9 protein-coding genes, 2 rRNA genes and 1 other annotated feature (2 of these 12 only partly in view) are annotated in these 11,891 nt (G+C 53.0%); all 11 genes read left to right on the forward strand.

All coding sequences use genetic code 11. The annotated features are described in order from the left end of the window. Positions 1-984, forward strand: a 23S ribosomal RNA gene (locus tag GT3570_RS00430); it begins 1,946 nt to the left of the window's first position. Between the two features lie 105 nt (positions 985-1,089). After that, a 5S ribosomal RNA gene (rrf, locus tag GT3570_RS00435) occupies positions 1,090-1,206 on the forward strand. 264 nt (positions 1,207-1,470) lie between these two features. Then, positions 1,471-1,932 carry a transcriptional regulator CtsR gene (ctsR, locus tag GT3570_RS00440; protein ID WP_011229590.1) on the forward strand — a complete coding sequence of 154 codons (462 nt, stop codon included), beginning with the start codon at positions 1,471-1,473 and terminating at the stop codon, positions 1,930-1,932. Between the two features lie 15 nt (positions 1,933-1,947). Then, positions 1,948-2,496 carry a protein-arginine kinase activator protein McsA gene (locus GT3570_RS00445; protein WP_011229591.1) on the forward strand — a complete coding sequence of 183 codons (549 nt, stop codon included), beginning with the start codon at positions 1,948-1,950 and terminating at the stop codon, positions 2,494-2,496. A gap of 5 nt (positions 2,497-2,501) precedes the next feature. Then, positions 2,502-3,593: a protein-arginine kinase McsB gene (locus tag GT3570_RS00450; protein ID WP_011229592.1), complete on the forward strand. Its 1,092-nt coding sequence runs from the start codon at positions 2,502-2,504 to the stop codon at positions 3,591-3,593. Then, entirely contained in the window at positions 3,590-6,022 is a 2,433-nt protein-coding gene (gene clpC / locus GT3570_RS00455) for an ATP-dependent protease ATP-binding subunit ClpC (RefSeq protein ID WP_011229593.1), read from the forward strand. The genes GT3570_RS00450 and clpC overlap by 4 nt, the downstream gene beginning before the upstream one ends. Before the next feature lie 77 nt (positions 6,023-6,099). Next, positions 6,100-7,473, forward strand: a complete 1,374-nt coding sequence (radA, locus tag GT3570_RS00460; protein ID WP_011229594.1) for a DNA repair protein RadA — start codon at positions 6,100-6,102, stop codon at positions 7,471-7,473. A gap of 309 nt (positions 7,474-7,782) precedes the next feature. Next, a complete protein-coding gene (locus GT3570_RS00465; protein ID WP_011229595.1) occupies positions 7,783-8,877 on the forward strand; it encodes a PIN/TRAM domain-containing protein in 1,095 nt (364 codons plus the stop codon). A 21-nt stretch (positions 8,878-8,898) separates the two neighbouring features. Beyond that, positions 8,899-9,585 (forward strand): 2-C-methyl-D-erythritol 4-phosphate cytidylyltransferase, encoded by a 687-nt coding sequence (ispD, locus tag GT3570_RS00470; RefSeq protein ID WP_062898297.1) that lies wholly within the window; start codon positions 8,899-8,901, stop codon positions 9,583-9,585. Positions 9,586-9,599: 14 nt separating this feature from the next. Continuing rightward, a complete protein-coding gene (gene ispF, locus GT3570_RS00475; RefSeq protein ID WP_011229597.1) occupies positions 9,600-10,076 on the forward strand; it encodes a 2-C-methyl-D-erythritol 2,4-cyclodiphosphate synthase in 477 nt (158 codons plus the stop codon). A 201-nt stretch (positions 10,077-10,277) separates the two neighbouring features. Then, positions 10,278-11,750 carry a glutamate--tRNA ligase gene (gene gltX / locus GT3570_RS00480; RefSeq protein WP_011229598.1) on the forward strand — a complete coding sequence of 491 codons (1,473 nt, stop codon included), beginning with the start codon at positions 10,278-10,280 and terminating at the stop codon, positions 11,748-11,750. Positions 11,751-11,822: 72 nt separating this feature from the next. Next, positions 11,823-11,891: a binding site (T-box leader), on the forward strand; it runs 167 nt beyond the window's last position.

Raw genomic sequence — 11,891 nt, forward strand, 5'->3', positions numbered from 1 at the left:
TAACGGTCCTAAGGTAGCGAAATTCCTTGTCGGGTAAGTTCCGACCCGCACGAAAGGTGTAACGACTTGGGCGCTGTCTCAACGAGAGACCCGGTGAAATTATACTACCTGTGAAGATGCAGGTTACCCGCGACAGGACGGAAAGACCCCGTGGAGCTTTACTGCAGCCTGATATGGAATTTTGGTATCGCTTGTACAGGATAGGTGGGAGCCTGGGAAGCCGGAGCGCCAGCTTCGGTGGAGGCGACGGTGGGATACCACCCTGGCGGTATTGAAATTCTAACCCGCACCCCTTAGCGGGGTGGGAGACAGTGTCAGGTGGGCAGTTTGACTGGGGCGGTCGCCTCCCAAAAGGTAACGGAGGCGCCCAAAGGTTCCCTCAGAATGGTTGGAAATCATTCGGAGAGTGCAAAGGCACAAGGGAGCTTGACTGCGAGACGGACAGGTCGAGCAGGGACGAAAGTCGGGCTTAGTGATCCGGTGGTTCCGCATGGAAGGGCCATCGCTCAACGGATAAAAGCTACCCCGGGGATAACAGGCTGATCTCCCCCAAGAGTCCACATCGACGGGGAGGTTTGGCACCTCGATGTCGGCTCATCGCATCCTGGGGCTGTAGTCGGTCCCAAGGGTTGGGCTGTTCGCCCATTAAAGCGGTACGCGAGCTGGGTTCAGAACGTCGTGAGACAGTTCGGTCCCTATCCGTCGCGGGCGGAGGAAATTTGAGAGGAGCTGTCCTTAGTACGAGAGGACCGGGATGGACGCACCGCTGGTGTACCAGTTGTCCCGCCAGGGGCACCGCTGGGTAGCTATGTGCGGACGGGATAAGCGCTGAAAGCATCTAAGCGTGAAGCCCCCCTCAAGATGAGATTTCCCACCGCGCAAAGCGGGTAAGATCCCTCGAAGATGACGAGGTCGATAGGTCCGAGGTGGAAGCGTGGCGACACGTGGAGCTGACGGATACTAATCGATCGAGGGCTTAACCTATGAGTGGCTTCTTCCAACGGTTATCTAGTTTTGAGGGAATGAACATCCTGTTGACAAATCCAACAGGATGGATATAATAATTACTGTCCAAGATGATCATCATTGCCTAGTGGCTATGGCGGAGGGGAAACACCCGTTCCCATCCCGAACACGGAAGTTAAGCCCTCCAGCGCCGATGGTAGTTGGGGCCAGCGCCCCTGCAAGAGTAGGTCGCTGCTAGGCAAAATGGAAAGCACGTCTTTTCTTTCCTTGGAAGAAAAGGCGTGCTTTTTCATTTATTCGGCTGCTTGACGTTTTATTGTCCAAAAAAACGGATATTCTATAGTTAGTTTTCCTTCTTTGGTCACTCTTGAAATTTTCCGTAATACATTGTATAGTAAGAGTAAGGTCAAATATAGTCAAAGTCAACAAATAGGCAGTGGGGTGTCCTGGTCAGCGGACGGCCCATCGCCAGGCAGCTTGGTTGTAAGGAAGGTGGTAGGTAGAGTGCCGAACATTTCCGACATCATTGAGCAATATTTAAAGCAAGTGCTCAATATGAGCGACCAAGATATCGTTGAAATTAAACGAAGCGAAATCGCTAATAAATTCCAATGTGTTCCGTCGCAGATCAACTATGTCATCAATACGAGGTTTACCCTTGAAAGAGGGTACATCGTCGAAAGCAAGCGCGGTGGCGGTGGGTATATCCGCATTATGAAAGTGAAGACAAAGAGTGAAGCACAGCTTATTGACCAGCTGCTCGAGCTTGTCGGCCACCGCATCAGCCAATCGAATGCCGAAGATGTGGTAAAACGTCTCGTTGAAGAAAAGGTAATTTCGGAGCGGGAAGCGAAAATTATGTTAAGCGCTATGGATCGTTCTGTTTTATATATCGATTTGCCCGAGCGGGACGAACTGCGGGCCCGCATGTTAAAAGCGATGCTGACGTCGCTGAAATACAAATAGGGGGAGGGGGAGGCATTGATTTGCCAAGAATGCAAGCAGCGGCCGGCCACGATGCACTTTACAAAAATTGTAAACGGAGAGAAAACGGAGTTCCATCTTTGCGAGCAATGTGCCAGAGAGCATGGCCATATGTTTACGTTCTACGGCAATGATGATTTTTCACTCAACAACTTGTTGGCGGGGCTTCTTAACTTTCAAGCGCCGATGAAAGAGATGACGGCGAACGCGTTTCCGAACCCGGATGTACTTCAATGTGAGACGTGCCAAATGACATACCATCAATTCACACAAATCGGGCGGTTCGGCTGCGCTAACTGCTACCGGACGTTTGCACGCTACTTGCCGCCGATTTTGAAACGGCTCCATAGCGGCAATACCGCTCATTCAGGAAAAATTCCGAAGCGAAAAGGCGGCGTTCTCCATTTGCGCAAGCAACTTGCTATGTTGAAACAAAAGCTTCAGGAGCTCGTTGCTCGTGAGGAATTCGAGCGGGCGGCCGAGGTGCGCGACCAAATCCGCTCGTTGGAGGATGAACTGCGTCGACGCGGAGAGGGGGATATGTAAGCGGTATGTCGTTCGAGAAGTTTTTCAATACGGCGGTCAGCGCGTGGATGAGCCAAGAGGGGCCGGATTCGGACATCGTCTTAAGCAGTCGCATCCGACTGGCGCGCAACATCGTTGACTTTCGTTTTCCAACGCTGTTTAGCAGTGAAGAAGCGATGCAAATCGTCGCGTTGTTTGAACGGACGTTCGCCCATCGTTCTTACGGAGGGGCAGGCCGCTTCGAGTTGTTGAAAATGTCGGAGCTTCAGCCGATTGAAAAACGGGTATTGGTAGAAAAACACTTAATTAGTCCGCATCTGGCTGAGGATTCGCCGTTTGGCGCTTGTCTGCTTTCGGAAAATGAAGAAATCAGCATCATGATCAACGAGGAGGATCATATCCGCATCCAATGCCTATTCCCGGGGTTGCAGCTTGCTGAGGCTCTCGAGGCGGCGAGCGAATTGGACGATTGGATTGAAGGGTATGTCAACTATGCCTTTGACGAGCGGCTTGGTTATTTAACGAGCTGCCCGACCAATGTCGGGACGGGATTGCGGGCTTCGGTGATGATGCATCTTCCGGCGCTTGTGCTGACGCAGCAAATTAACCGTATTATTCCTGCCATCAACCAGCTTGGGCTTGTTGTCCGTGGAACATACGGTGAAGGGAGTGAAGCGTTGGGAAATATATTCCAAATTTCCAACCAGATCACGCTTGGGAAATCGGAGGAAGACATTGTTGCTGATTTGCATACGATCGTTCAGCAGCTGATCGCCCAAGAAAGAGCGGCTCGTCAGGCATTAGTGAAAACTTTGGGCATACAATTAGAAGACAAGGTGTTCCGTTCATACGGCATACTGGCCAACTGCCGCGTCATCGAATCGAAAGAAGCGGCGCAATGTCTGTCCGATGTTCGCTTAGGGATTGATCTAGGATATATCAAGAACATCTCGCGCAACATTTTAAATGAGCTGATGATTTTGACGCAGCCGGGATTTTTGCAGCAATATGCCGGCGGGGCGCTTCGCCCTGAAGAACGGGACGTCCGCCGCGCGGCGCTGATCCGGGAGCGTTTAAAGATGGAGGAACGAAGAAAGATGGAGGGTGATGAACGATGATGTTTGGCAGATTTACGGAACGGGCGCAAAAAGTGCTGGCGCTGGCGCAGGAAGAAGCCATTCGCCTCGGCCATAACAATATCGGCACAGAACATATTTTGCTCGGCCTCATCCGCGAGGGCGAGGGGATCGCGGCTAAGGCGCTCATGGCGCTTGGGCTCGGCCCAGATAAAATTCAAAAAGAAGTCGAATCGCTCATCGGCCGTGGCAGTGAAGTGTCGCATACGATCCACTATACACCGCGGGCGAAAAAAGTAATTGAGCTGTCGATGGATGAAGCGCGGAAGCTCGGCCATTCATACGTCGGCACAGAACATATTTTGCTTGGGTTGATCCGCGAAGGCGAAGGGGTGGCCGCCCGCGTGCTGAACAACTTGGGAGTAAGCTTGAACAAAGCGCGCCAGCAAGTGTTGCAGCTGCTTGGCAGCAATGAGTCGATGTCAGGCCATGGCGGCGGTGCTTCGCACGTGAGCACTCCGACGCTTGACAGCCTCGCCCGCGATTTGACAGCGATTGCCCGCGAAGGGCGGCTGGACCCGGTCATCGGCCGCAGTAAAGAAATTCAGCGCGTCATTGAAGTATTAAGCCGGCGGACGAAAAATAATCCGGTGTTGATCGGCGAGCCGGGCGTTGGGAAAACGGCCATTGCTGAAGGGTTAGCCCAACAAATCGTCAATAACGAAGTGCCGGAAACGCTGCGCGACAAGCGGGTCATGACGCTCGATATGGGGACAGTCGTCGCCGGAACGAAATACCGTGGAGAATTTGAAGACCGACTGAAAAAAGTGATGGATGAAATTCGTCAAGCGGGCAACATCATCTTGTTTATCGATGAGCTGCATACATTAATTGGCGCCGGTGGGGCGGAAGGAGCGATCGACGCGTCGAACATTTTGAAACCGGCGTTGGCGCGCGGGGAGCTTCAATGCATCGGCGCGACAACGCTCGATGAATACCGGAAATATATTGAAAAAGACGCCGCGCTTGAACGCCGCTTTCAGCCGATTTACGTTGATGAACCGACAGTGGAAGAATCGATCCAAATTTTAAAAGGGTTGCGCGATCGGTATGAAGCGCACCACCGCGTTTCGATTTCCGACGAGGCGATCGTGCAAGCCGTCAAGTTGTCCGACCGCTACATTACCGACCGTTTCTTGCCGGATAAGGCGATCGATTTGATCGACGAGGCTTGCTCGAAAGTGCGCCTTCGTTCGTTCACCGCACCGCCGAAATTGAAAGAACTTGAACAAAAGCTCGAGGAAGTGCGGAAAGAAAAAGACGCGGCCGTGCAAAGCCAAGAGTTTGAGAAAGCGGCGTCGCTGCGCGATATGGAACAGCGGCTGCGCGAAGAACTGGAGGAAACGAAACGTGCGTGGAAAGAAAAACAAGGCCAAGAAAATTTGGAAGTGACGGTCGAAGACATCGCCGCGGTCGTCTCGAGTTGGACCGGCATTCCGGTATCGAAGCTCGCTGAGACGGAAACGGAGCGGCTGCTCAAGCTGGAAGAAATTTTGCATTCGCGTGTCGTCGGCCAAGACGAGGCGGTCAAAGCGGTCGCCAAAGCGGTGCGCCGCGCCCGTGCTGGCCTGAAAGACCCGAAACGCCCGATCGGTTCGTTCATTTTCCTTGGTCCGACCGGGGTTGGGAAAACGGAGTTGGCTCGAGCCTTGGCAGAAGCGATGTTTGGCGATGAAGACGCCCTCATTCGCATCGATATGTCCGAGTATATGGAAAAACACTCGACATCGCGGCTCATCGGGTCGCCGCCGGGGTATGTCGGTTATGAAGAAGGCGGCCAGCTGACGGAAAAAGTGCGCCGCAAGCCGTATTCGGTTGTCCTGTTAGATGAGATGGAAAAAGCGCATCCGGACGTGTTCAATATTTTGCTGCAAGTGTTGGAAGATGGGCGGCTGACTGACTCGAAAGGGCGGACGGTCGACTTCCGCAACACGATCATCATCATGACGTCCAACGTCGGCGCCGATGCGCTGAAACGGAATAAGTACGTTGGCTTCAACATTCAAGACGGGAACCAGCAATACAAAGATATGAAAAGCAAAGTGATGGATGAGCTGAAAAAAGCATTCCGTCCAGAGTTTTTAAACCGGATCGACGAAATCATCGTCTTCCATTCGCTCGAAAAAGACCATCTGAAACAAATCGTCCGATTGATGGCCGATACGCTCGTGAAGCGGCTGAAAGAGCAAGACATTGATCTTGAGCTGACGGAGGCCGCCATTGAGAAAATCGCCGCCGAAGGGTTCGATCCAGAATACGGTGCCCGCCCGCTGCGCCGCGCCTTGCAAAAGCATGTTGAAGACCGTTTGTCCGAAGAATTGTTAAAAGGCACGATCGCCAAAGGGCAAAAAGTCGTCGTGGATGTCAAAGACGGGGAGTTTGTCGTATTGTCGAAACAAGCGGTCGTGTGAGGGAAGAAAAGGCATGCGGCAGCTTCCTGCCCATGCCTTTTTTTCGTTGGAAAACGTTACAGAAAGGGTTAAGATCGATGGCGAAGAAGAAAACGAAGTTCGTTTGCCAAGAGTGTGGATATGAGTCGGCCAAATGGCTTGGACGCTGTCCGGGATGCCAAACATGGAATTCGTTTGTTGAGGAAATTGAGCAGGAGAAACCGACTGTGCGCGGCGCATTTCTTCATTCGGAGCGGGCGGGTTCGGCCAAACCGGTCCCGATTACAGCCGTGGAGGCGGTGCAAGAGCCGCGCATGAAAACGAACAGCGCGGAGCTCGATCGCGTGCTGGGCGGTGGAATCGTCAAAGGTTCGCTCGTTTTGATCGGCGGCGACCCTGGCATTGGCAAATCAACGTTGCTTTTGCAAACATCGGCGCAGCTGGCCGCCGCTGGGCATCAAGTGCTGTATGTCTCCGGTGAGGAATCGGTCAAACAAGTAAAGCTGCGCGCTGGACGCCTTCGTGCGGAGTGCGATCAGCTGTACGTGTTGGCGGAAGCAGATTTGGAATACATTGTGGCAGCGGTTGAAACGGTTCAACCTGCTTGTGTCATCATTGATTCGATTCAGACGGTGTATCGCACCGATATTTCCTCTGCACCGGGCAGCGTCGCCCAAGTGCGCGAATGCACGGCCGAGCTGATGAAGCTGGCGAAAACAAAAGGCATTGCCATTTTTATCGTCGGTCATGTGACGAAGGAAGGGGCGATCGCCGGGCCGCGCCTGCTCGAACATATGGTGGACACCGTTCTCTATTTTGAAGGGGAGCGACACCATACGTATCGCATTTTGCGAGCGGTGAAAAACCGTTTTGGCTCAACGAACGAAATCGGCATTTTTGAGATGCGCGACATTGGGCTGAAGGAAGTGGAAAACCCATCAGAAGTGTTTTTAGAAGAACGGTCGCGCGGAGCGGCTGGCTCGACGGTCGTGGCGGCGATGGAAGGGACGCGGCCGGTGCTCGTGGAAATCCAGGCGCTCGTCTCGCCGACGAGCTTCGGCAACCCGAGACGGATGGCGACCGGCCTTGACCATAACCGTGTGTCGCTTTTGATGGCCGTGCTCGAAAAGCGGGTTGGGCTGCTGTTGCAAAACCAAGATGCTTATTTGAAAGTGGCGGGCGGCGTGAAGCTTGATGAGCCGGCAATTGACTTGGCGGTCGCTGTCAGCATCGCCTCGAGCTTTCGCGATCGGCCGACGAATCCGGCGGATGTCATTATCGGCGAAGTCGGCTTAACTGGAGAGGTGCGCCGCGTCTCGCGCATCGAACAGCGCGTGCAGGAGGCGGTAAAATTAGGCTTTTCCCGCATCATTGTGCCAAAAAACAATTTAGCCGGCTGGCAGCCGCCAAAAGGTGTGCAAGTGATCGGTGTTTCGCATGTGGCCGAGGCGCTTGAGCATACAATGTGTTAATCGCTCTTTCGCCTGCGCGGCCCGCTTCTTCGTGTCCAAGGGGATATGAGCGATCAAAAATTCATCGCCTCTTCATTCTTAAATGCTCAAGCAGAGGCATAAACAGCCTAAAAGGATTGAACCTTTTCGCTCTGATGTACGTAAAAATATAGTAGGGAGATCCGAAACAACTACGGCGTTTGGCCGGCGTTTTCTGCTATTGTTACAAGCAGATGTCGAATGTTCAAAAACGATTAAAAATTGCCTTCCAATTGGTTTCAAACATTGGAAACTGTTTATAATGTTAAATAGGGAGGTGAAGATGGGCTGATGGTCAAACGCATTGTGCAATTATTTTTCCTCGCCGTGGGCGGAACGTTAGGCGCCATGTTTTTTCCTGACTTGCTTAAGGTGATGAATGTGAGCGGCATGCCGCTTCTCAATAATTCTTATACGCTGGCGGTGCTGGGGGCAGTCGTTTTCTTTTTGTTGACGTTTTGGCTTGTCGATTATGTGGTCGACATGATTCGCTGGGTGGAGGAAACGCTCGTGAAGGCGCCGGCCGCCGACGTGCTGTTTGGCAGTCTCGGGCTGATTTTCGGTCTTATTATCGCGTTTTTCGTTGTCATGCCGTTGCAGTCGTTTCACATTCAAGTGTTGAATACGGTGTTGCCGATTTTTTTGACGGTGTTGCTTGGCTACTTAGGGTTTCGCGTCGGTTTAAAGAAACGGAATGAGTTGATGAACTTATTTTCCTTGTCCAATCGCATGGCGAAGAAAAAAGGTGGAGAAGCGGAAAACGAACCGTCAAAGGGCGGTGCTGTGAAAATTTTGGATACGAGCGTCATCATCGACGGGCGGATCGCAGACATTTGCCAAACCGGGTTTTTGGAAGGGCCGCTTGTCATTCCGCGGTTTGTGCTCGAAGAATTGCAGCATATCGCCGATTCGTCCGATGTGCTGAAGCGGAACCGCGGCCGCCGCGGCTTGGATATTTTGAACCGCATCCAAAAAGAAATGGCGATGAAAGTGGAAATCCATGAAGCGGATTTCAGCGACGTCCAGGAAGTCGACAGCAAACTCGTCAAGCTGGCGAAGCAGCTTCAAGGCGTTGTCGTGACGAACGATTTCAATTTAAACAAAGTATGTGAGCTGCAAAACGTGCGTGTTTTGAATATCAACGATTTAGCGAATGCCGTCAAACCGGTCGTGTTGCCAGGCGAGGAGCTGAACGTACACGTCATTAAAGATGGGAAGGAGCATAACCAAGGCGTGGCCTATTTGGACGACGGGACGATGATCGTCGTTGAAGATGGCAAAGAATATATCGGCAAACGGGTTGACGTTTTAGTCACCAGCGTGTTACAAACATCTGCAGGGAGAATGATTTTTGCCAAATTGAAACTGCTGCAAAAAGCGTTGTAAAACGAATAGGGGAAACGGCCAATGAATTACGAAGCGATTGTCTTGGCGGCCGGGCGAGGAAAGCGGATGAACGCCGGCATGAACAAGCAATTCCTTGAGCTTGGCGGTGAGCCGCTCATCGTTCGGACGCTGAACGTGTTTGAGCGCGATGAGCGGTGCACCCGCATCGTGCTCGTCGTCAACCCAGCCGAGCGAAGCCGATTTGAGCAGCTGCTCGCCCGCTTTCGCATTCAAAAAGTCGCCGCGCTTACCGACGGCGGCGAGGAGCGGCAGTATAGCGTTTATAACGGATTGCAGGCGCTCGCGGGGGAGGAGATTGTTCTCATCCATGACGGCGCCCGCCCGTTTGTCCGCGTCCATCATTTGCACGAGCTAGTGAACGCCGCTGTTCAGTACGGGGCGGCGATCCCGGCAGTGCGGGTGAAAGATACGATCAAAAAAGCGAACGGTTTGTTTGTCGAACAGACGATTGATCGTTCCAGCTTGTGGGCGGTGCAGACGCCACAAGCTTTTCGTCTGTCTTTGATCATGGAAGCGCACGAAGCGGCGAAACAGGCTGGCTATCTCGGCACGGATGACGCCAGCCTTGTGGAGCGAATCGGCAAGCCGGTGAAGATCATTGAGGGGGATTATCGCAATATTAAGCTGACGACGCCGGAGGACCTTTTGTTTGCTGAAGCGATTTTGGCAAGCCGGATGGCCGAATAGATGGGGGTGGAGAGATGTTTCGCATTGGACAAGGGTTTGACGTCCATCAGCTTGTTGAAGGGCGTCCGCTGATCATTGGCGGCGTTACTATTCCGTATGAAAAGGGGCTGCTCGGCCACTCAGATGCCGACGTGCTGCTTCATGCGGTGGCGGACGCATGCCTTGGGGCGATCGGCGCCGGCGATATCGGCCGGCATTTTCCAGACACAGATCCGCGCTTTAAAGATGCCGACTCGGCTGAGCTGTTGGCGCACGTATGGGCGCTCGCTCGGCAGGAAGGGTATAGGCTCGTGAACGCCGACTGCACGATCATCGCACAAAAGCCGAAGCTGGCGCCATATATTGAAGAAATGAGGGCGGTGATCGCTCGGTTGCTGGAAGCCGAGCGCTCGCAAGTCAATGTGAAGGCAACGACGACGGAGAAGCTTGGATTCACTGGGCGGGGGGAAGGCATTGCCGCCCAGGCGGTCGTCTTGCTGCAAAAAAGCTAATGGAGCGGCCTTTGGCAGCATCATTTGGGAAGGCCTCGTTCTTTAATACATAAGCGCTTTGTTCGCCGTCCTGGCTAGGAGGTGTAAAGGGGGGCGTCGGCGGCGTGGTGCGGCTTAGGCGAGAGCTGTCTGTTTTGAACTTTGCCGCGATAAACGGTACAATAATAGCACAAGCTTTGATGGAAGTGGAGGGTTTGGATGATGGCAAAAGAGGTGCGCGTGCGCTATGCGCCGAGCCCAACCGGCCATTTGCATATCGGCGGGGCGCGGACAGCGCTGTTTAACTATTTGTTTGCCCGCCATCACGGTGGAAAAATGATCGTCCGCATCGAGGATACGGATATTGAACGGAACGTCGAAGGCGGCGAAAAGTCGCAGCTCGAAAACTTAAAATGGCTCGGCATTGATTATGATGAATCGATTGATCAAGATGGCGGCTACGGGCCGTACCGGCAAACGGAGCGGCTCGATATTTACCGAAAATATGTGAATGAATTGCTTGAGCAAGGGCATGCGTACAAATGTTTTTGCACGCCGGAAGAGCTCGAGCGCGAGCGGGAGGCGCAGCGGGCGGCCGGCATCGCCGCTCCGCAGTACAGCGGCAAATGCCGCCATTTGACGCCGGAGCAGGTCGCGGAGCTCGAGGCGCAAGGGAAGCCGTATACGATCCGCCTGAAGGTGCCGGAAGGGAAAACGTACGAGTTTTACGATTTAGTGCGCGGCAAAGTGGTGTTTGAATCGAAAGATGTCGGCGGCGATTGGGTGATTGTCAAGGCGAATGGCATTCCGACATACAATTTCGCTGTTGTCATCGACGACCATTTAATGGAAATCAGTCATGTGTTTCGCGGTGAGGAACATTTGTCCAATACGCCGAAGCAGCTCATGGTATACGAGTACTTCGGCTGGGAGCCGCCGCAGTTCGCGCACTTGACGTTGATCGTCAACGAGCAGCGGAAAAAGCTGTCGAAGCGCGATGAATCAATCATTCAGTTCGTCTCGCAATACAAAGAACTTGGCTATTTGCCGGAAGCGATGTTCAACTTTTTCGCTTTGCTTGGCTGGTCGCCGGAAGGAGAGGAAGAAATTTTTACGAAAGACGAACTGATCCGCATGTTCGATGTCTCCCGGCTGTCAAAATCGCCGTCCATGTTTGATACGAAAAAGCTGACATGGATGAACAACCAATATATCAAAAAGCTTGATCTTGACCGGCTTGTCGAGCTGGCCTTGCCGCATTTAGTGAAAGCCGGGCGCCTGCCGGCGGATATGACGGACGAACAGCGGCAATGGGCGCGCGATTTAATTGCTTTGTATCAAGAGCAAATGAGCTACGGTGCGGAGATCGTCCCGCTGTCTGAGCTGTTCTTTAAAGAAGAAATCGACTACGAGGACGAGGCGCGTCAAGTGCTTGCTGAAGAGCAAGTGCCGGCTGTGCTTTCCACCTTCCTTGAGAGCGTGCGTGAGCTTGAGCCGTTTACGGCAGACGAGATTAAAGCGGCCATTAAAGCGGTGCAAAAGGCGACCGGGCAAAAAGGGAAAAAGTTGTTTATGCCGATCCGCGCGGCGGTGACGGGACAAACGCACGGACCGGAGCTGCCGTTTGCCATTCAGTTGCTCGGCAAAGAAAAAGTGATCGAGCGGCTGGAGCGGGCGTTGCAAGAAAAATTTTAATCGGCCTCTATGCACGTTTGCATGATGGATGTGGTATAATAATATAAAGTTTCGATGGAACAAGCGCATAAAGAAAAAGCGTTGACGAGGAGAAGTAGGAAGCATCGGCATCCCAGAGAGAGCCGCCTTGGCTGGAAGCGG

Origin of the sequence: Geobacillus thermoleovorans (assembly GCF_001610955.1) — a bacterium.
GTDB classification, from domain to species: Bacteria; Bacillota; Bacilli; order Bacillales; family Anoxybacillaceae; genus Geobacillus; species Geobacillus thermoleovorans.

Bases quoted from the DNA above. Each gene is read 5' to 3' on its own strand.
- GT3570_RS00465 (WP_011229595.1), top strand. From the start codon at position 7,783: ATGGTCAAACGCATTGTGCAATTATTTTTCCTCGCCGTGGGCGGAACG.
- clpC (WP_011229593.1), top strand. From the start codon at position 3,590: ATGATGTTTGGCAGATTTACGGAACGGGCGCAAAAAGTGCTGGCGCTG.
- ispD (WP_062898297.1), top strand. From the start codon at position 8,899: ATGAATTACGAAGCGATTGTCTTGGCGGCCGGGCGAGGAAAGCGGATG.
- ispF (WP_011229597.1), top strand. From the start codon at position 9,600: ATGTTTCGCATTGGACAAGGGTTTGACGTCCATCAGCTTGTTGAAGGG.
- radA (WP_011229594.1), top strand. From the start codon at position 6,100: ATGGCGAAGAAGAAAACGAAGTTCGTTTGCCAAGAGTGTGGATATGAG.
- GT3570_RS00450 (WP_011229592.1), top strand. From the start codon at position 2,502: ATGTCGTTCGAGAAGTTTTTCAATACGGCGGTCAGCGCGTGGATGAGC.
- gltX (WP_011229598.1), top strand. From the start codon at position 10,278: ATGGCAAAAGAGGTGCGCGTGCGCTATGCGCCGAGCCCAACCGGCCAT.